Source organism: Endobacter medicaginis (assembly GCF_014192375.1).
Taxonomy (GTDB): Bacteria; Pseudomonadota; Alphaproteobacteria; order Acetobacterales; family Acetobacteraceae; genus Endobacter; species Endobacter medicaginis.
The window spans coordinates 94,387-115,959 of sequence record NZ_JACHXV010000004.1; the positions used below are offsets into that span (position 1 = coordinate 94,387).

Consider the following 21,573-nt stretch of genomic DNA (forward strand, 5'->3'; position numbering starts at 1 on the left):
CGCCGTCTACTCCGCCGCCTGGGGGAGCGGCAGGTTGCCCGGGCTCGGCACCGCGAGCGGCCCCGGATGCTTCGCCTTATAGGCCATGATCCGCTCCTCCATCACCGGGCGGAAATGCCGCATCAGCCCCTGGATCGGCCAGGCGGCAGCGTCGGCGAGCATGCAGATCGTGTTGCCCTCGACCTGACGGGTGACGGAATGCAGCAGATCGATTTCCTCGATTTCGGCGCGGCCCTCGACCATGCGCTCCATCATCCGCATCATCCAGCCGGTGCCCTCGCGGCACGGCGTGCACTGACCGCAGCTCTCGTGCTTGAAGAATTTCGAGAACCGCGCGATCGCGGCAATCAGGTCGGTGGACTTGTCCATCACGATCATCGCCGCGGTGCCCAGGCCCGACTGCGCCGCCTTGAGGCTATCGAAATCCATCAGCGCGGTCTCTGCGACCGAGCGCGGGATCATCGGTACCGAACAGCCGCCCGGAATCACGGCAAGCAGATTGTCCCAGCCGCCGCGCACGCCGCCGCCATGACGCTCGATCACCTCGCGCATCGGCGTGCCCATCGCCTCCTCGACCACGCAGGGGCGGTTGATATGCCCCGACATCGCCATCAGCTTGGTGCCGGCATTGCCCTTGGTGCCGATTGAACTGAACCAGTTGGCACCGCGACGCAGGATGGTCGACGCCACCGCAATGGATTCGGTGTTGTTGACCGTGGTCGGGCAGCCATACAGCCCCATACCGGCCGGGAACGGCGGCTTCAGCCGCGGCATGCCCTTCTTGCCCTCAAGCGATTCGAGCAGCGCGGTTTCCTCGCCGCAGATATAGGCGCCGGCCCCGCGATGGATGCGGAAGTCGAAATCCCAGCCCGAATTGCAGGCATTGGGCCCGATCAGCCCGGCCTCGTAGGCCTCGTCGATGGCGATCTGCAGATGGCGGGCCTCGTTGTAGAACTCGCCGCGGATGTAGATGTAGGCGGTGTGCGCGCCCATCGCGAACGAGGCGAGCAGCGCGCTCTCGATCAGCTTGTGCGGCTCGTGACGCAGGATCTCGCGATCCTTGCAGGTACCGGGCTCGCTCTCGTCGCCGTTGATGACCAGGTAATGCGGCAGCTTGCCGATCACCTTGGGCATGAACGACCATTTCAGCCCGGTGGGGAAGCCCGCGCCGCCACGGCCGCGCAGGCCCGAGGCCTTCATGATGTCGACGATCTTCTCACGGCCGAGCTCGATGATGGCCTTGGTATTGTCCCAGTCGCCGCGCGCGCGCGCGCCGGCAAGGTGCCAGTCGCCCTGGCCGTAGAGATTGGTGAAGATGCGGTCCTTGTCGCTGAGCATGTCAGGACCCCTTCCCTGCCTGCGGCGCCGGTTCGGTCGGATTGTGGTCGTTGGGCCGCTTCGACAGCGGCCGCTCCGACGCACCCGGCTCGGAAGTCGGTTCCGTCGCCTGCGCCTCGGTCTCCTCGGTCAGCGTCGTGCGCCCGCCGACCGGCGAACTCGCCTGTCGGCCGATCATCGAGCCCGGCGCCGGCGGCTCGCCACGACGCAACGCCTCGATGAGCTCCAGCGTGTTCGCGCCGTCCAGATCCTCATAGTAGTCGACATTGACCTGGATCACCGGTGCGTTGGCGCAGGCGCCCAGGCACTCAACCTCGCTCATGGTGAACAGTCCGTCCGCGCTGGTCTCGCCCCAGTGATGGATCCCCGTCGCCTCGCGACAGGATTTCACCACAGCGTCGGAATCACGCAGCCAGCACGGTGTGGTCGTGCAGACCTGCAGATGCCAACGACCGACCGGCTTGAGATTGAACATCAGGTAGAAGGTGGCGACCTCATAGACTCGGATCGGCGCCATGCCGAGACGGGCGGCGACCACGTCCATCGCCACCTTCGGTACCCAGGCGCTGCCGGTGGTGCGCCCCATCTGGAACTGCACCACCCACAGCAGCGGGATCACGCCGGAGGCCTGCTTCTCGGCCGGATAACGGGCGAGAATCCTGCTGATCTCGGCCTCGCTCTCGGCATCGAAGGCAAAGGCGGCGGGCTGGAACGGCTCGGCGCCGGGCGGGAATGAGGGAGGGAGTGCGTCCATGACCTACCTGTCCACCTCGCCGAACACGAGGTCCAGCGAGCCGATGATCGACACCGCATCGGCCAGCATGTGGCGGTGCGCGAGAACGTCCATCGCCTGAAGATGCGCAAAGCCGGTCGGCCGGATCTTGCAGCGATAGGGTTTGTTGGAACCGTCGGCGACCAGATAGACGCCGAACTCGCCCTTGGGGCTTTCCACCGTGGTGTACGTCGCACCCGCCGGCACGTGATAGCCCTCGGTGTAGAGCTTGAAATGATGGATCAGCGCTTCCATCGAGCGCTTCATCTCGCGCCTGGGTGGGGGCGTGATCTTGTGATCGACCACCTTGACCGGGCCCGGCCTGATCTTGTCGCAGGCCTGCTGGATGATGCGCAGGCTCTCGCGCATCTCGGCGACTCGCACCAGATAGCGGTCATAGCAGTCGCCATTGCGCCCGACGGGAATCTTGAAGTCCACCTCGGCGTATTTGTCATAGGGCTGCGAGCGGCGCAGATCCCACGGCACGCCCGACCCGCGCAGGCACGGCCCGGAGAAACCCCAGGCCATCGCCTGCTCGGCGGAGAACGTGCCAATGCCGACGGTGCGCTGCTTCCAGATCCGGTTCTCGGTCAGCAGGCCTTCCATGTCGTCGAGGAAGGTCGGAAACGTCGTCGTCCAGCTCTGGATCTTCTCGATCAGGCCATCCGGAAGGTCGCGCGCCACACCGCCGGGACGGAAATAGTTCGCATGCAGACGCGCGCCGGACGCCGCCTCGTAGAACTCCATCAGGATCTCGCGTTCCTCATAGCCCCACAGCGAAGGCGTGAGCCCGCCGCAATCGAGCGCGAAGGAGGTGACGTTGAGGATGTGGTTCAGGATTCGCGTGATCTCGGCGAACATCACCCGGATCCACTGCGCGCGCTCAGGTGCGGTCACGCCAAGCAACTTCTCGACGGCGAGCGCGAAGGCATGCTCCTCGCACATCGGCGAGACGTAATCGAGCCGGTCGAAATACGGCAGCGCCTTCATGTAGGTCTTGTATTCGATCAGCTTCTCGGTGCCGCGATGCAGCAGTCCGACATGCGGATCGGCGCGCGCGACCACCTCCCCATCCATCTCCAGCACCATGCGCAGCACGCCGTGGGCGGCCGGGTGCTGGGGGCCGAAATTCATCGCATGGGAATCGATCTCGACCGTGCGCAGCGCACGCTCCTCGACCGCGGCCTCGGGCAGCAGCGCCTCGGGGATGTCGGCGAGATCGAGCGAAGCCTCGGTGGGCGCCTTGTACTCGCTCATCGTGCGGCCTCCGGCGGCACCCGGTATTCGGGCCCCTGCCGCGTTTCATGCACCTTCTCGTCGCCAGGCAGGGTGAGCACCCCTTCCCACGGCGATTCGAAATCGAAATTGCGGAAATCCTGGGTCAGCGACACCGGCTCGTAGATGCAGGCGCGGCGGTCCGCGTCGTAGCGCATCTCGACATGGCCGGTGAGCGGGAAGTCCTTGCGCAGCGGATGCCCCTCGAACCCATAATCGGTGAGGATACGGCGCAGGTCGGGCTGGCCGGAGAACACCACGCCGAACAGGTCGTAGCATTCGCGCTCCCACCAGGTCGCGCAGGGCCAGATGCGGTGCACGGACGGCACCGGCTGCGTCTCGTCGGTGGTGGTGATGACGCGGATGCGGTTGTTGTGGGTCAGCGACAGCAGATTGTAGACGACCTCGAAGCGCTCTCGTCGCGCCGGGAAATCCACCCCGCACAGATCCATCATCTGCTCGAAGCGGAAACCCGGATCGTCGCGCAGACGCAGCATCAGATCGAGCAGCCGGTCGCGACGAACGCGCAGCACGAGCTCGCCCTTCTCGATGCCGACCGAGTCGAGCCCGGTGAAGGTGGTGGTGAAGCGGACCGCCAGCACGCCCAGACGGGCAGCGGTACGATCGGCCGGGAGGGAGACATAGGCGGCGTCAGTCACGCAGGATGGTCCCGGTGCGGCGGATCTTCTTCTGCAACTGCATGATCCCGTAAACCAGCGCCTCGGCGGTCGGCGGACAGCCCGGCACATAGACATCGACCGGCACCACACGGTCGCAACCGCGTACCACCGAATAGGAATAATGGTAGTAGCCGCCGCCGTTGGCACAGCTGCCCATCGAGATCACCCAGCGCGGCTCGGCCATCTGGTCGTAGACCCGGCGCAAGGCGGGCGCCATCTTGTTGGTCAGCGTGCCGGCGACGATCATCACGTCGCTCTGCCGCGGCGAGGCGCGCGGAATGATGCCGAACCGATCGAGATCGTAGCGCGGCATGTAGGCGTGGATCATCTCCACTGCACAGCAGGCCAGCCCGAAGGTCATCGGCCACAGCGAGCCGGTACGCGCCCAGTTCACCACCCGGTCGAGATTGGCGACCACGAAACCCTTGTCGGCCATCTCGCCGGTGATGCCGCGCACCACGGCTTCCTGTTCCGGACCCGGCGGCAGCGCCTCGCGGTTCCAGACCAGATCGTTGCTGCCCGTCGTCGTGACGCTCATCGCGCTCACTCCCACTCCAGCGCGCCCTTGCGCCACTCATAGATGAACCCGACCGTCAGCACGCCGAGGAACCCGAGCATCGACAGGAAGCCGAACATCCCGATCCGCGACAGGCTGACCGCCCAGGGAAACAGGAATGCGACCTCGAGATCGAAGATGATGAACAGGATCGACACCAGATAGAACCGCACGTCGAAGCGTCGACGCGAATCGTCGAATGCCTCGAAGCCGCATTCATAAGCGCTCAGCTTCTCGGGATAGGGCTTCTGCTTGCCCGCCAGCAGCGAGCCGCCGACCATCGCGAGCGCGATCACGAAGGCGATCACGACGAACACCAGAACCGGGAAATAGTCGTTGATGACCGGTGCCAATGTCTGTCCCCTTCGTCTGTGGGCGACCCTCGGCAGCCTGTCCGGCGGCGTCGGGCGCACGCAGGGCGAGGCCGCCGCTCGGGGCGGCATACCTCGCTCGTTGCGGCGACCCTAGCCCCAATGCGCGGCGCCCGCCAGTGTGCAGCGCAGCAAGATTACGGGTTTTTGACGACGCGATTGCGTCGAAAGCGAGACAACGCGTCTGAACGAACTCGTTCAAACGCCTGTGTTTGAGACAGATTGTGCGGAGCGCCGTGCATGCCGGATGCGGCACGCACCATGGCGCGAGTGACGGGGCTCGAACCCGCGACCTCCGGCGTGACAGGCCGGCGCTCTAACCAACTGAGCTACACCCGCGTGGTGTGGAGCGCTGTCTAATGGCCCGACCCGGGGGCGTCAAGGCGGGTTTTTCATCGAATGCAGCGCATGTCGGCTTACGGCGTTGAGCCGGCACCAGCCCCGGACGATTTCAATGCTGAACACCTTGCGATTCCTGCTGTCGGCGCCATGCGTCGCCTGGTTCGCGCTCGCCGCACCGGCGATGGCATCACCCGGCAACGGCCATTCCTCAGCCTCGATACTTGGCTGCATGACCATTTCAAGCGTCAGGCACCGTCCGCCTACCGTGTCAGCGAGGTCAGGCTGCAGGACGGCGGTGGATCACAGATGCTCGTCCTTCTCGAAGATCCGTCCTTCTGCGGATCGGGCGGCTGCACGTTGCTGGTTCTCGACCGTGAATCAGTCGGCATGCGGCTGGTATCGCAAATCACCCTCGCCCGCCCGCCGATCCGGGTGCTACCGACACGCCATCATGACTGGCACGACCTGGGTGTGCTGGTTTGCGGCGGCGGCATCCGCGTCTGCTACGAGGCGAGACTTCCCTTTGATGGTCACAGTTATGCGACCAACCCCACCATGCCACCCGCCGAACCCCTGAGGACGAATACGGGAGTCGCGGTTTTCGACCGGTAACGGCAGGCTCGCCGATATCCGCTGCCGAAAGCTCAGCGGCGGGCGCGGCGACCGCTGGAGACGGTCCAGGCTAGGGTTGCGGCAAGCGCACCGGCCATGGCGGGCAGCAGCCAGGCGGGGCGGACCAGGATCGGTCCGATCAGCCCGGTCCACAGCGCACCGCCGGCGTGGCGTTGCAGCCAGGCATGCAGGGACGGGTCGAGCATCAGAAGCCACTGGCCGAGGTCGATGCCTTCCGGGGCGAGCAGCGAGATCACTGCGGAAAGGCCGAAGCACAGCGCGCTGGCGATCCCGGCAATGCGGGCGGTCCGGTCGCGACGGTGCCTCGGCGATGCGCGCCCGTTCATCGAAACAGCACCTGCGGCGACATCTGCGCGAACGCGCCGCCCTTGTAGAGACCAGCCACCCACTCGCCATAGCCGTTGAAGATCTGCGTGGGCACGCGTTCATCGGAGCCGAGCAGGCGTTCTGAGGATTGCGTCCAGCGCGGATGCGGCACGTCGGGGTTCACATTGGCCCAGAATCCGTACTCGTTCGGGCCGAGCGACTGCCAGAAGGTCTCGGGCTGGCGGTCGGTGAAGGTGATGCGCGTGAGGGATTTCGCGGATTTGAAGCCGTATTTCCATGGTAGCAGCAGCCGGATCGGCGCACCGTCCTGCTTCATCAGCGGACCGCCATACATACCGGTGGCAAGGAAGGCGAGGTCGTTGGTGGCCTCGGCGAGCGTGACCCCCTCGCGATAGGGCCACGGGTAGAGCGGGCTGGAGATCCCCGGCATCGACTCCTGCTCGGCGGAGGTGAAGCGCAGATATCGCGCCTGGGGCTTCGGCGAGACCTTCGCCACCAGGGCGGCGAGCGGAAAGCCGGTCCAGGGCACGGTCATCGCCCAGGCCTCGACGCAGCGATGACGCAGGGTCCGCTGCTCCACCGGCATCATCTTCGCCAGCTGGTCGGGGTCGAGGGTGAGCGGGTGATCGACGAGGCCGTCGATGCTCAGCGTCCAGGGCGTGGTCTTCAGCGCCTGGGCGGCGTCGGCGATGTCCTTGTCCTCACCGAACTCGTAGAAATTGTTGTAGCTGGTGACGGCGGATTTGGGCGTCACGCCGCGACCGGGCGGATAGTCGCGCGCATGGGCGGGCGCGGCGAGGCCCAGGGCGAGCCCGCCGCCGATCAGGCCCCGGCGGCCAAGGGTGCCGCGCCGGCGCACCACTGCCTCCGGCGTGGCCCGGTGCTCCGCGATCTCCCAGGCACGGGGGATACGGATCAGCATCGGCTGTGGGTCAGAACTTCGCCGACAGCGCGAGCGAGCCGAAATTGAACAGGCCCGCCTTCTGGCCGCGGAACTCCTGCGTCTGCCAGGTCTGGGTGTAGGAGAGGCGTACGCCGTGGTAGAGCAGGGCCAGGCCGGCCTGCATCTCGCCCACGTCCCAGATCTTCGAGGGGCGCGCATAATCCGTGGTCGAGCCGTCGAGCAGCGCGTCATAGCCCACCGCCTGGCCGTCCACGCCGGCGAAGGCATACCAGGCGAAGGTGCGGGTGTTGCGGTAGGCATCGCCGCCGGACAGGCCGGGGCTGATGCGCGACACACCGAAATCGCTGTCCAGCCCGTGGCCGATGCGCAGGGTGGAACCGAGCATCACCGAATCGCGCAGGTTGCCGATCTCGGCACTGACCGCCGGCAGCACGTCGACGCCGATGCCGTAGGCGCCGATCACCGGCAGGCGCCAGGTGCGCGAGGCGTCGACCTGGAAGATCGGCTGGTTGGAGCGCTGGGTGTCCCAGCCGCGGTTCTCGGTGTCGCCGATGATGTCGTGGAAGCCGTTCTGCACCTGCCGGCCGAGCGCCCACGGACCAAGTACACCGGCCTGGATGCCGAAGGTGGAGCGTGACAGCGCGGTGTCGTTGATCAGCGTCGCGGTGCCGATCAGCACGCCGGCATAGGGGCGCGAGCGGGTCGGCGGCAGGGCGATCTGGGTGTTGTCGGGCGTGTAGATCGACTGCTGCAGGCCGAGCGCGATGCGCTGGCGACCTTGTCCCATCACCACATGGCCGAGATTGTCGAGTCCGGCAGGCAGGATGTCCTCGGGCGAGGTCCAGCCCAGCCGCAGGCCGGAGGTGTAGTAGCGGTCGGAGGTGCCCTTCTGGGTCGAGACGGCGTCGTTCTCGCCCTGGATCGTGTAGATGCCATAGGGGTCGGGGCTGGCGAGGCTGACGGTCTGGGCGTGGGCGGCGATCGGCGCCGCGGTAGCCAGCGTCGCGGCGAGGGCCGCCTGGCGGAAAGGGGCACGGCCGAAGCCACTTGCGAATCTGGTGGTCATCGAATCCCTATGTCCCCTGCGGAGAAGTCCATCTGTTCTTAGAGAGTTCTTCGACAAGACGAAAGGCGTCCCTGATGACCGGCCCCGCCCCCTACCCGCGCGACATGATCGGCTACGGCGCCACCCGGCCCGATCCGGCCTGGCCGGGGGGCGCACGGGTCGCGGTGCAGTTCGTGATCAATTACGAGGAGGGCGGCGAGAACAACATCCTGCATGGCGACGCCGCCTCGGAGGCATTTCTCTCCGAGATCGTCTCCGCGCAGCCGATCGTCGGCGCGCGGCACATGAACATGGAAAGCCTGTATGAATATGGCAGCCGCATCGGGGTCTGGCGGCTGCTGCGGCTGTTCAGCGAGCGCGGACTGCCGTTCACCGTGTTCGCGGTCGGCATGGCGCTGGAGCGGTATCCCGCGCTTGCGGAGGCGTTCGTCGCCGCAGGGGGCGAGATCGCCTCGCATGGCTATCGCTGGATCGATTACCAGAAACTGCCCGAGGAGATCGAGGCCGCGGATCTCGCGCGTGCCGTCGAGGTGCAGCGGGCGATCACCGGCAGCCGGCCGCTGGGCTGGTATCTCGGCCGGTGCAGCCCCAACACCCACCGCCTCGTCGCGGCCGAGGGCGGATTTCTCTACAACGCCGATTCGTATGCCGACGACCTGCCCTACTGGGACACCGCGCACCCGCGCCCGGATGGCGCGGCACAGCTCATCGTGCCCTACACGCTCGATGTGAACGACATGCGGTTCTCGACCCCGGCCGGATTCGCGCAAGGGGAGGATTTCTTCACCTATCTGCGCGACACGTTCGACCAGCTCCATGACGAGGGTGCGCACAGCCCGGCGATGATGTCGGTCGGGCTGCATTGCCGCCTCGCCGGGCGGCCGGGACGCGCGCGGGCGCTGGCGCGGTTCATGGACCATGTGATGCAGCGCGGCGGTGCGTGGGTGTGCACGCGCGAGGCGATCGCGAGGCACTGGATGGCGACCCATCCCGCCGGCTGACGCGGTTCGTGCAACACAGCGTTCACAAAACTCTCTTGACAGCCTCCCCTCGTCGCTATGGCAATGCGATCGGGGAATGTGCTACGCATCCTCCTGACGCTGCTTCAGTCGCTGGCCTCGTGCCCAGGTTGTTGTTTGTTCGTCTGTATCCACTCGGGGCGTCATCGACCGGCGCCACCCCCCAGTTTTCGGGATTATGACCGTTGAGAAGTAACCGGACCGACCGCAGCAGCCGCTCCCCGCGCCGCGGCGGCTTTGACGACGATTTCATGTCTTCCCCGCCGCCCTCGTTCGACCGTGGCGGCCCGCCGCGCCGTCCCGGCTTCGGTGGCCCCTCCTCCGGCCCGTCGGTGATCGCCTCGGGTCCGGATCAGGACGCCTCGGTGAAGTGGTTCAACGGCGAGAAGGGCTTCGGCTTCGTCGAACTGTCGGACGGCTCGGGCGACGTGTTCCTGCACGCCAATGCGCTCTCGCAGTCCGGCCATGACAGCGTCAGCCCCGGCGCGACGCTCCGCGTGCGCATCGGCCAGGGGCCGAAGGGCCGCCAGGTCGCCGAGGTTCTCTCGGTCGACGAGAGCACCGCGACCCCCGAGCGTCCCCGCTCGCCCGGCCCGCGTGCCGGCGGCTTCGGCGGTGGTGCCGGCGGCGGCGGTTTCCGCTCCGGCGGCCGTGCGGCTCCCGACCTGTCGCAGGCCGAGGAAGTCCGTGGCATCGTCAAGTGGTACAACGCCACCAAGGGCTTCGGCTTCATCACCCCCGACAGCGGCGGCAAGGACATCTTCGTCCACGCCTCGGCGCTCGAGCGCTCGGGCCTGTCGAGCCTGAACGAAGGCCAGGCGACGACCGTGCAGGTCGTGCAGGGCCACAAGGGTCCGGAAGCGGCTGCTCTCAGCGTCGGCTAACCGCCCCTTCCCGATCGGGATTGAAGGACCCCCGGAGGCGCCAGCGCTTCCGGGGGTTTTTTCTTGTTCAGTTAGGGCCGGCACCACCGGACATATAAGGGCCCGCCCCGCCTGTCGGAGGCGCATCGGTCGGGCTGCGGCCGGTGCCGACGCTCGGGTCGGCCGCGGGGCCGACATTGCGGGCGACATGACCGACATAGAAGGGATCGGCGGGGTCGTGTTTCGGCGTCGAGTCGCAGCCCGAAAGGGCGAGTGCGGCCAGCGCGGCAGCGGCAAGGGTAAGTCTGGTCACGGCGATGATGCGTCCTCGGATGTCGATCAGGGCATCAGTGAGACATGGGCGGCGATCACGCGCCAGCCCGAAGGGCCGCGCCACCACGTCTGGCTCTGGCGTCCGGTGCGGCCGTCGGCAAGGCGGCGGAACTCGATATTGACGCAACCGAGATCCGGACCGATGGCGGTGATGGCGCGGCGGGTGTTCTCGCGCGGCGGCGCGCCACCAGTGCGCGCGCGACGGAAGGCGGCGATCTCGTCAGCGCCGTAGAGGCATTCGGTCGCGCCATAGCGCACCACCTCCGAACCGTCATGGAACAGCGCGTCGAGCTCGGCGATGTCGTTGTCGGCGAGCGCCCGCTCGTAGCGGTCCGACATCGCGGTGAGTTCGGCGAGGATGGCGGGGGTGTCGAGGGCGAGGGTCATGCGATCCGGGACTCCATCGCGGGGGCGAAACCATAGTCGCACGCCGCCTTCCACGAATCGCCCGGGCCGATCTGGCCGGCGGCGATCAGCGCGTCGTGAATCGGCCCGGCGCGCGCCGGATCGAGCCGGCCGTAGAAGCCGCCGTTCGGGCCGAAGGCGGCGGTGTCGCGGAAGCGCTGACGCGACCACATGATCTGTGCGAGGCTCATCTGCGGGTTGTCGGCGCGGATCGCGTCGTTGGCCGGGCCGGGATCGGCGCTCATCCAGTCCGCCCAGCCGCGCATGCTGGCGGCGAGAAAGGCGGCGATGTCGGCGCGGCGCTCGGCGATCAGCGGCGCGGTGGTCAGCAGCGGGTTGCCGTAATCTGTGGCCACCACGTCGGAGAAGGACAGGAACCGGTACGGCACCTTTGCCTGCTGCAGCGCGTAGGGCTCGGAGGTGGCGAAGGCCTGCATCGCGATGGTCGGGTCGAGCACGAAGGGCTGGATGTTGAAGGTGTAGGGACGCACCTGGGCGTCGGTGAAGCCGAATTTCGCCTTCAGCAGCGGCCATGTGGTGGCGCGGACCTCGGTGCTGAGCAGGATAGTGTGACCCTTGAGATCGGCCATGGTGTGGATGTCGGGATGCACGACCAGCCCGGCCAGCGCATGGGCGAAGGTGGTGGCGACGGTGACCACCGGCATCGAGCGGCCTTGTGCGATCATCGCCTCGCCGGCACCGCCGAGGATCATGTCGCAATTGCCGGCCAGCAGGAGCTGCATGTCGTTGACCTGCGGGCCGCCATGGGCAATCTCCACCTCGAGCCCGGCGTCGCGATAGAAGCCCCGCGCCAGCGCCTGGTAGAAGCCGGCATGTTCGGCCTGGGCATACCAGTTGGTGGTGAAGCGGAACGGGCGCGTCGTGGCGCGGGCGACATGCGGGGCGGCGAGGACCGATGCGGCACCGGCGAGGAAGTGGCGGCGCTTCATGCGGCGATCCCCGCCAGAAGATCGGTCGATCGGGTGGTGAAGCCGAAGCATTGGCGCACGTTATAGACCGTTGCCTGCGCGCAGAAGCCCGGCGAGGTGGTGGCGGCGCAATCCTCCAGCAGCACCACGTCGTAGCCGAGACAGGCGGCATCGGTCAGCGTGCAGAACACGCACTGGTCGACGTTGACGCCGGCGAACAGCAGCGTGTCGACGCGCAGGTTGCGCAGGATCGAGTCGAGCTCGGTGTCCCAAAAGCCGCTCATGCGGTATTTCGCCACCGTAATGTCGCCGGGCGGGGGGCTGAGTTCTTCGACGATGGCGGCGTTCCAGCTCGCCGCTTCCAGCACGCCGCCGTCCTGGCCGGGCAGGCGGGCGCCGAGCCCTCTCCCCTCCCCGGTCGGATCGTAGACATGCAGCACGCCGGGCGGGAGGTTGAGCCGGTCGGGCCGGTTGCCCCAGTTGACCCACACCACCGGCACCGAGGCCTCCCGCAACACCGGCAGCAGCGTGCGCAGCGGCGCGATCGGCGTGCGGGCGGGAGCGATGTCGACGCCGATGCCGGCAAGCCAGCCGGCCGGGTGGCAGAAATCGTTCTGCATGTCGATCACGACCAGCGCGGTTCGTGCCAGATCGAGCGTGAGGCGCTGCGGGCTGGCGGCCAGGGTGATCGGGCGGGCGGGGCGGGCGGGGCGCAGCAGGCTGACCGCCTCCGCCGAGACCTGCCAGGCATTGGCCGCGGTCGCACCCAGCGCCCTCATCCGCACAGCACCGCGCGGTCCTCGGCATCGAGCTCGACGCGCTCGCCGGCACGGATCAGCGCGCCGAACTCCTCGTCGGGCATCATCACCGTCAGCGTGTAGAGCTTCGACGAGCCGGTGTTCTCGACGATGTGCTCCGCGCCCGGCTTGACCAGCAGGGCATCCCCCTTGCGCACCGTGGTTTCGCGTCCGTCGCAGATCGCGCGGCCCTCGCCGCTGAGCACGAAGAACATCTCGTCGGCATCGCGATGCGTGTTGGGCGGGGTGCGGCCGCCGACGGTGAAGATCTCGACCACCGCCACCGAGGCGCAGTCGCCGGCCTCACGGTCGAACAGCATGACGAAGTAGTTGCTGTCGGCAGGCGAGATGCGGAACGCTTCGAGCTGGTCGGCGGAAGCCTTGAAGAACGACATCGGGTTCACTCCTGGGCGACGGGGTGGATCGGCAGGTTCAGGCGGCTGTCGCGGCAGCGCACATGCAGCACGGTCACGCGCTGATCGGCGAGGCTGGCGGTCCAGGGGGGCTGTCCGGTGCCGGGATTGACCGTGAAAGCGGGGAAAGCGGCCGGCGAGATCGACAGGCGCAGCGCCTCGCCAGTCTCGAGTCGGCAGCAGGTGGCGCGCATCGGGAGCGTGGCCGATCCGGGGGCGAGAGTCGCGAATCCCTCGGCCAGCGGCCAGACAGCGCCGGTGGCGTCGATGCGCGAGAGCACCGCATGCAGGTCGAAGCTCGGCGCGGCACTGTCGACGGCGATGTCGATCGTGATCGCACCCGCCAGCAGCAGCGGCGTCGTGAGCGGGTCGGTGGTGAAGGTGAGCACGTCGGAGCGCGCATCGCTCGCCGCCCGGTCGATCGGGCCAGCGGGGACGCCGAACGTGCCGCCGACGGGGGTGGCCGGGCGCCAGGGGTCCAGCGTCAGGCGTTCGGCGATGTCGCCCGCAGGCGGGTCGAAGACGACGTCGCCCGCAAGCGGGACGAAGACGAGGCGCCCGTCACGGCTGTCGATCGCCGAGCGGCCGCGGCCGTCTAGGCAGAGGCTGGTCGTCGGATCCGGCAGGGTCTCGAGATCCCGCCAGAGCTTCGCGCCCATGTCGAACAGATGCACGCCGCGTTCCGGCGTGGTGCCGGGCGTGTCCTTCAGCCAGCGGTCGAAGAAGGCGAGCTGGGCGTGATCGACCGGCATCATCGCCGCCGCGCCGAAATCCAGCGCGCCCACGCGTCGGTCCCAGGGGAAATGTGTCCATGGCCCGACCGCGAGGCGGGTGGGCATGTGCGGGGCAAGAGCGCGATACGCGGCCAGCGTGCCGGTCAGATGGCTGTCGTACCAGCCGCCGATCAGCAGCACCGCGGGCGCATTGGCGATGATCGCATCGAGATGGGCGGCGGGCGAGATGGCGGCCCAGTAGGGATCATCGGCCGGGGTATCGCGCCAGCGCGCGTAATGGCTGTAACGGGCGAGCAGCGTATCATGGGCGGGAAAGGCCGGGCGCGGGCCGGAGAACCCCAGGGCTCGGCTGGCGGCGAACAGGGCGGCCTGCGCGTCGTGATCGCCGGCAAGGCGCGCGGTCTCGGCCGCGAGCTGCGTCGCCCAGCCGAGATTGGCGCGCAGCGCGAAGGCGCCGTTCTCGTAGGCCCAGTCGGAATACAGATCCCAGCCGATCATCGCCGGGGCGATGGCGCGCAGCTCGGGCAGCTTTTCGGCCAGCGCGAGGAGCTGGTTGGTGCCCTGGAACGAGAAGCCGAACATGCCGACGCGGCCATTGGCTCCGGGAAGACCAGCCGCCCAGCGCACGGTGTCGGCGCCATCGGCGGCCTCGTGCTCGAAGAGTTCGAACGCGCCTTCGGAGTCGCCCCGGCCGCGGACGTCCTGGATCACCACGATGTAGCCGTGCGCGGCGTACCATTCCGGTGGCGCGTAGCACAGCGAGGTGCCGATCGCGCGGCCATAGGCCTGACGCATCAGCAGCACCGGACAGGCCACGTCGGTGTCGGGGCGCCAGATATCGGCGACGAGCGCCATGCCGTCGCGCGCGCGCATGGTCGCGGTCTGTGGCGGCAGCACGGTGTGGCGCGTGCGCGTCATCGGCTCAGCCCTGCCCGTGCCAGCGATGCAGCGCGAGGCGTTCGAGCAGCGCCATGGCGAAATACAGCGCAAGCCCCGCAAGCGTGATCAGCGACAGGGCGGCGAACATGCGCGGGATGTCCATCTGGAAGCCCGATTGGAGGATCTCGTAGGCCAGTCCGGCGGAGTTGCCGCCGGTGCCGGCAACGAACTCGGCGACGATCGCACCCACCAGGGCCAGGCCGGCAGAGATGCGCAGGCCGGCCATGAACATCGGCAGCGCCGAGGGGATGCGCAGCCGCCACAGCATCTGCAGGCGGCTCGCCTTGTGCATGCGGAAGAACGATTCCAGCCCCGGATCGACGCTGCGCAGCCCGGCGAGCGTGTTGGAGATGATCGGGAAGATCGCGATCAGGGTGGCGCAGACGATCAGCGCCGGCAGGGTGGATTTGACCAGGATGATGATCAGCGGCGCGATGGCGACGATCGGCGTGACCTGCATGATGATGACGTAGGGCATCAGGCTGCGTTCGATCAGCCGGCTCTGCACCAGCACGAAGGCGGCGAGCACGCCAAGCACCACCGAGATCAGCAGGGCGGCGAAGGTGACCAGCAGCGTGCTGCGCAGCGCATGCAGCAGCGGGACGGCGTTGGCGACCAGAGAGGCGGCGATGTCGGTCGGTGCCGGCATCAGATAGGGCGGGATATGCCATAGCCGGCAGATCGCCTGCCACAGGGCCAGCACGGCGATGCCGACAATCAGCGGGCCGAGCACGGTGGAGAGCTGGGCGCGCTTCATGCGTCGGCCGCCGCCCGTGCGTGCGAGACCTCGTTGAGCAGGGCTGAGAGATCGCGGCAGATGGCGGCGAACTCCGCGCTCAGCCGGAACGCCTCGTCGCGGACGATGGTGGGGTCGATCGCGTACTCGGCGTGGATGCGGCCCGGATCGGGGGCCATCACCAGCACGCGGGTGGAGAGGAACGCGGCCTCTGTGAGTGAATGGGTAACGAAGATCGTGGTCAGCCCGCCCTGCGCGCATAGCAGCGCCATGTCCTCGTCGAGACGGTTGCGGGTGAATTCGTCCAGCGCTGCGAACGGCTCGTCCATCAGCAGCAGGTCGGGCCGGGTGACCAGGGCGCGGGCGATGGAAACGCGCATGCGCATGCCGCCCGAAAGCTGCGCCGGGGTGCGATCGGCGGCATGGGACAGGCCGACCTGGGCGAGGGCCGGGGCGACACGTGCGCGGGCCTCGTCGCGCGGGATGCCGTCGAGATCGAGCGGCAGGCGCACGTTGGTCGCCACATCCGCCCAGGGCATCAGGGTCGGGTCCTGAAAGACGAAGGAGAGGCGCCGCCCCGCCTCACCGACGCGGGTGAAATCCTCGCCCCACCAGCGCATCTCTCCCGCCGAGGGCGTGTGCAGGTTGGCGATCAGCTTGAGCAGCGTGCTCTTGCCGCAGCCGGACGGCCCGATCAGACCGATCAGCTCGCCCGGACGCACCGAAAGCTCGACCGGCGCGAGCGCCTGCACCCCGCCGGGGAAGGTCTTTTCGGCGGCCAGCATCTCGACGATCGGCAGGCTCAAGGCGGCTCCTGTAGGATTGCGCTGTCGAGCGGAGCCTAGAGACCGCTCCCCTGCCCCGGCTAGCAGTGTTTGTCGCACGCAGTGCTGCCTTTAAGGCAGCGCTGGCTCAATCTGGCTGCTGGACGTAGAGGCACACCACCAGCATCGAGATGTAGAAGCGGAAGGCGGGCTGCTGGCCGTTCCAGACCGGCGACTGCCACATCGCGAACCACTCGCCGCCGACCACCGAGAAGCCGAGGAACCAGACCAGGAAGCCCAGCGCGGTCGCCGCCGGCACCCAGGCCCGCGCCCGCGCGAAGCCGGCCGCGTCGGCGCGCAGGGCGCGGGCCATCGCGACCGAGGCGGCCACGAACAGCACCCCGGTCAGCGCCTCGCCGAGAATGATGGTGACGTAGGCGAGATGCCAGACCCAGGGCCGCGCGATCGCACGCCACAGCAGGTGGTTGCCGGCGAAGGTGGTGTCCATCGCCAGCACATGATGCACGAAGGCGAAGTTGGAGCCGTAATCGGTGAGATTGTTGAAGGCGACCAGCAGTCCGAAGGCGCCGAGACTGGCCACCATCGCGCTCTTGGCCAGCCGCGAGATGATGGTGGGCGAGAGGGGCATGGGGGGCTCTCCTTGGCGCGCGTCGCGGCCAGCATCGCCGGGCGCGATGGGGGTGCGCAAGCCGGGATGTGCCATCAAAAAAGCAGCAGCGGAGGGTGAAAATGATGCTTTGAGCGGGGCGTCCGGCCGCGCCACCATCGCCGCAGCAACAGCAGCACATCGGCAGCAGGGCAAAGGCAGGCATCGTGACATCATCCGCACCCGACCAGGCCCTGCCGAGACGACGCTGGGTGGAGATGGTCTCGCGCGAGTTCCGCGAACTGTCGGAGGCGACGGTCGCGATCCTGCCGGTCGCGGCGGTCGAGCAGCACGGACCGCATCTGCCGGTCTATGTCGATGCCTGCATCAATGCCGGGCTGCTCGACCTCGCTCTCGAACGCGCACCGCGCGAGCTGCCGATCACCGCGCTGCCGATGCAGGCGGTCGGCAAGAGCGACGAGCACATCGCCTATCCCGGCACGCTGACGCTGTCGGCGGCGACGCTGACCGCGGTGCTGCTGGAGCTCGGCGCCTCGGTCGCCCGGGCCGGGATCCGGCGGCTGGTGCTGGTGAACTCGCATGGAGGACAGCCGCAGATCCTCGACATCGTCGCGCGGGAGCTGCGGCGGACACACCAGATGTTCGTCGTCACCGTCGGCTGGTGGGCGTTCGGCACACCGGAGGGGATGTTCAGCCCCGTGGAGCGCCGCTTCGGCATCCATGGCGGCGATGCGGAGACCTCGATGATGCTGTATCTGCGTCCCGACCTGGTCCACATGGAGCGGGCGGAGAATTTCGTGCCCTGGCCGGCGGAAATGGCAACGCAGAATCGCTGGCTGGAGGCGGAGGGCCGCATCGGCTTCGGCTGGCATACGCAGGATCTGCACCCCGCCGGGGCGGCGGGCGATGCCTCGGCCGCCACCGCCGAGAAAGGCCGGGCCGTCGCCGAGCGGCTGGTGAACGGGTTCATCGAGCTGCTGGCGGAGGTGTCGCGCTATCCGCTCGACCGGATGCTGCCCGATGGCGGGGAGTATGGACGTTGAGCGATTTCGTCAGCCTGCTCGGCGATGTGCCGCTGACCACCGACGCGGCGATCGTCAAACGCAAGAGCCGCGATTTCTACTGGTACAGCCCAGTGCTGAAAGCGCGGCTGGACGGGCTGAGCGCGGATGTGCTGCTCACTCCGCGCGACGAGGCCGACCTGCTGGCGATCGCGCAGGCGGCGCGGGCGAGCGGCACGCCGCTGACCGCGCGCGGCGGCGGCACCGGCAATTACGGTCAGGCGGTGCCGCTCGCCGGGGGTGCGGTGGTGGACATGAGCGGGTTCGACCGGCTGCTGTGGGTACGCGACGGGGTCGCGCGGGTGCAGGCGGGAATGAACATGCTCGCACTGGACCGCGCCCTTCGCGAGAACGGGCGCGAGCTGCGCATGTTCCCCTCCACCAAGCGTACGGCGACGATCGGCGGCTTCATCTGCGGCGGCTCCGGCGGCATCGGCTCGGTCACCTGGGGCGGGTTGCGCAATACCGGCAACCTGCTCGGCGTGCGTCTCGTCAGCCTCGAGGACGAACCCCGTGCGGTCGAGCTGCGCGGCGCCGAGACGCGGGTGGTCAACCACGCCTATGGCACCACCGGGCTGGTCAGCGAACTCGAAATCCCGGTCGCCGCAGCGGTGGCGTGGCAGGATCTCGCCCTCGCCTTCCCCACACTGGCCGAGGCCTGCGCCTTCGCCCGCCGCTTCGCCATGCAGAACGGGCTGGAAAAGAAGCTGGTCAGCGTCGCTGACGCCGCCCTGGTGCCGTATTTCGCGCCGCTGCGCGAGGCGACCCCGGCGAGACATGCGGTGGTGCTGCTGATGGTGGCACCCTCGGCCCTCGCCGCAACGGAGGAACTCGCCGGCGACATGGGCGGCGTCGTGGTCCATCGCGCCGTCACCGCCGAAGCCGAGGACGATCCCACCCGGGTGCCGCTCTACGAGCTGACCTGGAACCACACCACGCTCCAGGTCCTCAAGAAGGACCGCGCCCATACCTATCTGCAGACCGGATTTCCGGTGCGCGACACGCTCGCCCTGGTCGCGAGGATGGCGGATCTGCTCGGCGACGAGATGATGACGCATCTCGAGTTCATCCCCAATGAGGGCGAAATGAGCTGTGCGGGCCTGCCGGTGCTGCGCTACACCACGCCCGAGCGGCTCGCCGAGATCATCGCGCTGTACGAGAGCCACGGCATCGTGGTCGCCAACCCTCATGTCTACACCATCGAGGATGGCGGCGCGCATCGCGTGGTCTCGCCGCAGCTCGCCGCCGACAAGCAGCGCTTCGACCCGCTCGGGCTGCTCAATCCGGGCAAGATGCGCAGTTTCGACGCGCTGAAACCGGCATGAGCGCACTGCGGCGCGGCGTGCTGCGCGACCTGCGCCTGCTGCCCTGCCTGATCGGCGATCATGCGCGGCCGGCACTGCCGCGATCCGGACCGGATGGCGCGCTGGCCGTCGATCTGGTGATCGAGGACGGGCGCATCGCCGATCTGCTGCCGGCGCGCAGCGCACCGGCCGAGCTCGACGTGCTGCACGATCATCGCGGCGGGCTGGTGTTTCCGAAACCCGTCGATATCCACACGCATCTCGACAAGACACTGATCTGGGAGCGATGCGAGAACCCCGATGGCTCCTTCGCGGGCGCAATCGCGGCGGTCAGCGCCGATCGCGAGGCGAACTGGACGCGGGAGGATGTCGAATCGCGCATCGAGGCTGCACTGCATCGCGCGCATGCGCATGGGACGGCGGCGATCCGCACCCATCTGGACACGTTCGGCGGCCATGGCGAGCGGGTCTGGCCGCTGTTTGGAGAGATCCAGCGGCGCTGGGCGGGCAGGATCGCGCTCCAGGCGACGGCGCTGGTGACACTCGATCGCTATCTCTCCGACGATGCCGAGGCGCTGGCGCGCACCGTCGCCGCCACCGAGGGCGGACAGCTCGGCGTGGTGATCATGGCCGACAGCGTCAGCGAGGACGGGCTTTGTGCGATGTTCGCGCTCGCCGAGCGCTTCGGCTGCGATCTCGACCTGCATGTGGACGAGAACGGCATGGTGGGTGCGACAGCGCTGGAGGCGGTCGCGCGCACCGCGATCGCGCGGCGGTTCCGCGGCCGCATCCTGTGCGGGCATTGCTGCGCGCTGTCGCGCCAGACGGTGGCCGAGCGCGACAGGATCATCGCGCTGGTACGCGAGGCCAGCATCGGCATCGTCAGCCTGCCCGGCTGCAACCTCTATCTCCAGGACCGCGCCTCGGGGCGCACCCCGCAATGGCGCGGCGTCGCGCCGCTGCACGAGCTGGCCGCCGCCGGGGTGCCGGTAATGGTCGCCAGCGACAACGTGCGCGACCCGTTCTATGCCTATGGCGATTACGATCTGTTCGGCGTGTTCGCCGATGCGGTGCGGATCGCGCATCTGGACACACCGTTCGGTGACTGGCCGCGGATCTTCACCCTCACCCCCGCGGCCTGGATGGGCCACGACATCGCCATCGCCCGCGGCCGGCCCGCATCCGTGGTACTGCCCGAAGCCCGCAGTCTCAACGAGCTGGTCAGCCGACCGTCGGTGCCGCGGCGAGTGTTCGATCCGGCCCGCGGCCTGGCGCCGAATCCAGGATCTGGGTGATCCGCTCGACCAGCAGATGCAGGAACGGGTTGGCGTTGGAGGCATGGGCGAGCAGGGCGAGGTGCTGCGGCCACTGGCTGCGCTCGCGCAGCGGCAGGAACACCAGGCTGCCGGCGCTGGCTTCCTCGATGATGTCGAACGGGGTGAGAAACGTGATCGCGTCTTCCGCCAGGACCATCTGGCGCATGAAGGCGATCGAATTGGTTTCCATCGCCGGCACCAGACGCAGGTTCAGCCGCGCGTGCAGTGCATCGAGATGCGGACGGATCGCCATCGAGGCGTCGGCGACCACCAATGGCCAGGCGCCGCAATCGGCGAGGCTGATGCCCCCTTCCCGGGCCAATGGGTGGTCGCGCCGCACCACCGCGCCCAGATGCACGGCACGCGAGGCGAGCACGCGTAATCCCGTCTCGCGTGGCAGGTCGAAGCCGATGCCGAGATCGGCCTCGCCCTGCTGCACCGCCTCCATCAGCTCGCGATGGCCGCACATGCGCAGATGAACGAGCAGGTTGCGATGGCTGCGGCGCAGCTCGGCCAGCGCGCGCGGCAGGATCGCCGAGGTGGGGCCGGCCATCGCCGCGATCACCAGTTCGCCACGATGCAGGCCGCGCATGTCGTCGATCAGCCGTCGTGCCTGCACCATGCCCTTGAGTGTGTCACGTACATGCGCGATCAGGATCTCGCCGGCCGCGGTCAGCACCAGCTTGCGCGGTAGGCGCTGGAACAGCGGTGTTCCGAGCTCTTCCTCCAGGGCGAGGATTTGCCGGTTGATCGCGGTCGAGGCGACATTGAGCTGCGCGCCCGCCTTTCGGATCGAGCCGCAGCGCGCCACCGTGTCGAGATAGAGCAGGATGCGGCTGTGCAAGACGAAGATCTCCCGGCGGATGCCGCAAGCCTGTTCCCCCCTGCCGCCTCCCGTCAAATCGCCTCCGCCAAAGCCGCATTTTGGCCCTTGTCACCCCACAAGCTTCGCACTAGAAGCGCGTCTCCGGCCACGTCCCGTTCGTCTAGAGGCCTAGGACACCGCCCTCTCACGGCGGTAACAGGGGTTCGAATCCCCTACGGGACGCCAGAGACATCGGTCCATTG

The 21,573-nt window shown here is 68.1% G+C and carries 25 protein-coding genes and 2 tRNA genes; 7 read left to right on the forward strand and 20 right to left on the reverse strand.

Annotated elements, in window-relative coordinates:
* Positions 1–6: 6 nt before the first annotated feature.
* The 7 genes from nuoF to FHR90_RS06145 all read right to left on the reverse strand — a co-directional run bounded on the left by nuoF (position 7) and on the right by FHR90_RS06145 (position 5,331).
* Positions 7–1,338, reverse strand: a complete 1,332-nt coding sequence (nuoF, locus tag FHR90_RS06115) for an NADH-quinone oxidoreductase subunit NuoF (protein ID WP_176621637.1) — start codon at positions 1,336–1,338, stop codon at positions 7–9.
* Position 1,339: 1 nt separating this feature from the next.
* A complete protein-coding gene (locus FHR90_RS06120; protein ID WP_176621636.1) occupies positions 1,340–2,092 on the reverse strand; it encodes a complex I 24 kDa subunit family protein in 753 nt (250 codons plus the stop codon).
* Positions 2,093–2,095: 3 nt separating this feature from the next.
* On the reverse strand, positions 2,096–3,367 hold the full coding sequence (locus tag FHR90_RS06125; RefSeq protein ID WP_176621635.1) for an NADH-quinone oxidoreductase subunit D: 1,272 nt from the start codon (positions 3,365–3,367) through the stop codon (positions 2,096–2,098).
* Positions 3,364–3,993 (reverse strand): NADH-quinone oxidoreductase subunit C, encoded by a 630-nt coding sequence (locus FHR90_RS06130; protein ID WP_246330091.1) that lies wholly within the window; start codon positions 3,991–3,993, stop codon positions 3,364–3,366. The genes FHR90_RS06125 and FHR90_RS06130 overlap by 4 nt, the downstream gene beginning before the upstream one ends.
* Positions 3,994–4,036: 43 nt before the next feature.
* Positions 4,037–4,603, reverse strand: a complete 567-nt coding sequence (locus tag FHR90_RS06135) for a NuoB/complex I 20 kDa subunit family protein (RefSeq protein WP_176621633.1) — start codon at positions 4,601–4,603, stop codon at positions 4,037–4,039.
* A gap of 5 nt (positions 4,604–4,608) precedes the next feature.
* Positions 4,609–4,974: an NADH-quinone oxidoreductase subunit A gene (locus tag FHR90_RS06140; RefSeq protein ID WP_176621632.1), complete on the reverse strand. Its 366-nt coding sequence runs from the start codon at positions 4,972–4,974 to the stop codon at positions 4,609–4,611.
* Positions 4,975–5,254: 280 nt separating this feature from the next.
* Positions 5,255–5,331, reverse strand: a tRNA-Asp gene (locus FHR90_RS06145).
* A 60-nt stretch (positions 5,332–5,391) separates the two neighbouring features.
* Here FHR90_RS06145 and FHR90_RS06150 point away from each other — a divergent pair.
* Complete coding sequence (locus tag FHR90_RS06150) at positions 5,392–5,946, forward strand: hypothetical protein (protein WP_176621631.1); 555 nt, start codon at positions 5,392–5,394, stop codon at positions 5,944–5,946.
* 32 nt (positions 5,947–5,978) lie between these two features.
* Here FHR90_RS06150 and FHR90_RS06155 read toward each other — a convergent pair whose 3' ends face one another.
* Genes FHR90_RS06155 through FHR90_RS06165 form a run of 3 tightly spaced genes read right to left on the reverse strand, consistent with a single transcriptional unit; the run spans position 5,979 to position 8,264 of the window.
* Positions 5,979–6,293 (reverse strand): hypothetical protein, encoded by a 315-nt coding sequence (locus FHR90_RS06155; protein ID WP_176621630.1) that lies wholly within the window; start codon positions 6,291–6,293, stop codon positions 5,979–5,981.
* On the reverse strand, positions 6,290–7,216 hold the full coding sequence (gene msrP / locus FHR90_RS06160) for a protein-methionine-sulfoxide reductase catalytic subunit MsrP (RefSeq protein WP_176621629.1): 927 nt from the start codon (positions 7,214–7,216) through the stop codon (positions 6,290–6,292). The genes FHR90_RS06155 and msrP overlap by 4 nt, the downstream gene beginning before the upstream one ends.
* Before the next feature lie 10 nt (positions 7,217–7,226).
* The gene (locus tag FHR90_RS06165; RefSeq protein ID WP_176621628.1) at positions 7,227–8,264 is read right to left on the reverse strand and encodes a lipid A deacylase LpxR family protein; all 1,038 of its coding nucleotides are present in this window, start codon (positions 8,262–8,264) and stop codon (positions 7,227–7,229) included.
* A gap of 74 nt (positions 8,265–8,338) precedes the next feature.
* Between FHR90_RS06165 and puuE the strand changes: the two genes are divergently transcribed.
* Both puuE and FHR90_RS17620 read left to right on the forward strand, forming a co-directional pair.
* The gene (puuE, locus tag FHR90_RS06170) at positions 8,339–9,265 is read left to right on the forward strand and encodes an allantoinase PuuE (RefSeq protein ID WP_176621627.1); all 927 of its coding nucleotides are present in this window, start codon (positions 8,339–8,341) and stop codon (positions 9,263–9,265) included.
* A 203-nt stretch (positions 9,266–9,468) separates the two neighbouring features.
* The gene (locus tag FHR90_RS17620; RefSeq protein ID WP_183274925.1) at positions 9,469–10,167 is read left to right on the forward strand and encodes a cold-shock protein; all 699 of its coding nucleotides are present in this window, start codon (positions 9,469–9,471) and stop codon (positions 10,165–10,167) included.
* Between the two features lie 67 nt (positions 10,168–10,234).
* On the opposite strand, the gene FHR90_RS06180 is transcribed toward FHR90_RS17620, so the two are convergent.
* The 9 genes from FHR90_RS06180 to FHR90_RS06220 form a co-directional block, all read right to left on the reverse strand.
* On the reverse strand, positions 10,235–10,459 hold the full coding sequence (locus FHR90_RS06180) for a hypothetical protein (protein ID WP_176625790.1): 225 nt from the start codon (positions 10,457–10,459) through the stop codon (positions 10,235–10,237).
* Between the two features lie 26 nt (positions 10,460–10,485).
* On the reverse strand, positions 10,486–10,866 hold the full coding sequence (gene hpxZ, locus FHR90_RS06185) for an oxalurate catabolism protein HpxZ (RefSeq protein WP_176625788.1): 381 nt from the start codon (positions 10,864–10,866) through the stop codon (positions 10,486–10,488).
* The gene (locus tag FHR90_RS06190) at positions 10,863–11,834 is read right to left on the reverse strand and encodes an ABC transporter substrate-binding protein (protein ID WP_176625786.1); all 972 of its coding nucleotides are present in this window, start codon (positions 11,832–11,834) and stop codon (positions 10,863–10,865) included. Before FHR90_RS06190 ends, hpxZ begins: the two co-directional genes overlap by 4 nt.
* Entirely contained in the window at positions 11,831–12,592 is a 762-nt protein-coding gene (locus tag FHR90_RS06195) for a cysteine hydrolase family protein (protein ID WP_183274926.1), read from the reverse strand. The genes FHR90_RS06190 and FHR90_RS06195 overlap by 4 nt, the downstream gene beginning before the upstream one ends.
* Entirely contained in the window at positions 12,589–13,005 is a 417-nt protein-coding gene (locus tag FHR90_RS06200; protein WP_176626941.1) for a cupin domain-containing protein, read from the reverse strand. Before FHR90_RS06200 ends, FHR90_RS06195 begins: the two co-directional genes overlap by 4 nt.
* Positions 13,006–13,010: 5 nt before the next feature.
* Complete coding sequence (locus FHR90_RS06205; protein WP_183274927.1) at positions 13,011–14,675, reverse strand: CocE/NonD family hydrolase; 1,665 nt, start codon at positions 14,673–14,675, stop codon at positions 13,011–13,013.
* Between the two features lie 4 nt (positions 14,676–14,679).
* On the reverse strand, positions 14,680–15,453 hold the full coding sequence (locus tag FHR90_RS06210) for an ABC transporter permease (RefSeq protein WP_176625549.1): 774 nt from the start codon (positions 15,451–15,453) through the stop codon (positions 14,680–14,682).
* Positions 15,450–16,238 (reverse strand): ABC transporter ATP-binding protein, encoded by a 789-nt coding sequence (locus FHR90_RS06215; RefSeq protein ID WP_176625547.1) that lies wholly within the window; start codon positions 16,236–16,238, stop codon positions 15,450–15,452. The genes FHR90_RS06210 and FHR90_RS06215 overlap by 4 nt, the downstream gene beginning before the upstream one ends.
* A 106-nt stretch (positions 16,239–16,344) precedes the next feature.
* Positions 16,345–16,845: a DUF2165 family protein gene (locus tag FHR90_RS06220; protein WP_183274928.1), complete on the reverse strand. Its 501-nt coding sequence runs from the start codon at positions 16,843–16,845 to the stop codon at positions 16,345–16,347.
* A gap of 185 nt (positions 16,846–17,030) precedes the next feature.
* Here FHR90_RS06220 and FHR90_RS06225 point away from each other — a divergent pair, with 185 nt between their 5' ends.
* Genes FHR90_RS06225 through FHR90_RS06235 form a run of 3 tightly spaced genes read left to right on the forward strand, consistent with a single transcriptional unit; the run spans position 17,031 to position 20,484 of the window.
* On the forward strand, positions 17,031–17,867 hold the full coding sequence (locus FHR90_RS06225) for a creatininase family protein (RefSeq protein WP_266152804.1): 837 nt from the start codon (positions 17,031–17,033) through the stop codon (positions 17,865–17,867).
* Positions 17,864–19,210: an FAD-binding oxidoreductase gene (locus tag FHR90_RS06230; RefSeq protein WP_183274929.1), complete on the forward strand. Its 1,347-nt coding sequence runs from the start codon at positions 17,864–17,866 to the stop codon at positions 19,208–19,210. Before FHR90_RS06225 ends, FHR90_RS06230 begins: the two co-directional genes overlap by 4 nt.
* Entirely contained in the window at positions 19,207–20,484 is a 1,278-nt protein-coding gene (locus FHR90_RS06235; RefSeq protein WP_176624790.1) for a cytosine deaminase, read from the forward strand. Before FHR90_RS06230 ends, FHR90_RS06235 begins: the two co-directional genes overlap by 4 nt.
* Here the strand turns inward: FHR90_RS06235 and FHR90_RS06240 are convergent.
* Positions 20,411–21,349, reverse strand: a complete 939-nt coding sequence (locus FHR90_RS06240) for a LysR family transcriptional regulator (RefSeq protein ID WP_246330074.1) — start codon at positions 21,347–21,349, stop codon at positions 20,411–20,413. The two genes, FHR90_RS06235 and FHR90_RS06240, sit on opposite strands and share 74 nt — an antisense overlap.
* Before the next feature lie 131 nt (positions 21,350–21,480).
* On the opposite strand from FHR90_RS06240, the gene FHR90_RS06245 reads away from it, so the two are divergent.
* Positions 21,481–21,556: transfer RNA gene (locus tag FHR90_RS06245), tRNA-Glu, on the forward strand.
* Positions 21,557–21,573: the final 17 nt, after the last annotated feature.

Excerpts from the sequence above, each read along its gene's own strand:
- nuoF (WP_176621637.1), bottom strand. The coding sequence starts at position 1,338 with ATGCTCAGCGACAAGGACCGCATCTTCACCAATCTCTACGGCCAGGGC.
- FHR90_RS06120 (WP_176621636.1), bottom strand. The coding sequence starts at position 2,092 with ATGGACGCACTCCCTCCCTCATTCCCGCCCGGCGCCGAGCCGTTCCAG.
- FHR90_RS06125 (WP_176621635.1), bottom strand. The coding sequence starts at position 3,367 with ATGAGCGAGTACAAGGCGCCCACCGAGGCTTCGCTCGATCTCGCCGAC.
- FHR90_RS06135 (WP_176621633.1), bottom strand. The coding sequence starts at position 4,603 with ATGAGCGTCACGACGACGGGCAGCAACGATCTGGTCTGGAACCGCGAG.
- FHR90_RS06150 (WP_176621631.1), top strand. The coding sequence starts at position 5,392 with ATGCAGCGCATGTCGGCTTACGGCGTTGAGCCGGCACCAGCCCCGGAC.
- FHR90_RS06155 (WP_176621630.1), bottom strand. The coding sequence starts at position 6,293 with ATGAACGGGCGCGCATCGCCGAGGCACCGTCGCGACCGGACCGCCCGC.
- msrP (WP_176621629.1), bottom strand. The coding sequence starts at position 7,216 with ATGCTGATCCGTATCCCCCGTGCCTGGGAGATCGCGGAGCACCGGGCC.
- FHR90_RS06165 (WP_176621628.1), bottom strand. The coding sequence starts at position 8,264 with ATGACCACCAGATTCGCAAGTGGCTTCGGCCGTGCCCCTTTCCGCCAG.
- puuE (WP_176621627.1), top strand. The coding sequence starts at position 8,339 with ATGACCGGCCCCGCCCCCTACCCGCGCGACATGATCGGCTACGGCGCC.
- hpxZ (WP_176625788.1), bottom strand. The coding sequence starts at position 10,866 with ATGACCCTCGCCCTCGACACCCCCGCCATCCTCGCCGAACTCACCGCG.
- FHR90_RS06190 (WP_176625786.1), bottom strand. The coding sequence starts at position 11,834 with ATGAAGCGCCGCCACTTCCTCGCCGGTGCCGCATCGGTCCTCGCCGCC.
- FHR90_RS06195 (WP_183274926.1), bottom strand. The coding sequence starts at position 12,592 with ATGAGGGCGCTGGGTGCGACCGCGGCCAATGCCTGGCAGGTCTCGGCG.
- FHR90_RS06200 (WP_176626941.1), bottom strand. The coding sequence starts at position 13,005 with ATGTCGTTCTTCAAGGCTTCCGCCGACCAGCTCGAAGCGTTCCGCATC.
- FHR90_RS06205 (WP_183274927.1), bottom strand. The coding sequence starts at position 14,675 with ATGACGCGCACGCGCCACACCGTGCTGCCGCCACAGACCGCGACCATG.
- FHR90_RS06210 (WP_176625549.1), bottom strand. The coding sequence starts at position 15,453 with ATGAAGCGCGCCCAGCTCTCCACCGTGCTCGGCCCGCTGATTGTCGGC.
- FHR90_RS06220 (WP_183274928.1), bottom strand. The coding sequence starts at position 16,845 with ATGCCCCTCTCGCCCACCATCATCTCGCGGCTGGCCAAGAGCGCGATG.
- FHR90_RS06235 (WP_176624790.1), top strand. The coding sequence starts at position 19,207 with ATGAGCGCACTGCGGCGCGGCGTGCTGCGCGACCTGCGCCTGCTGCCC.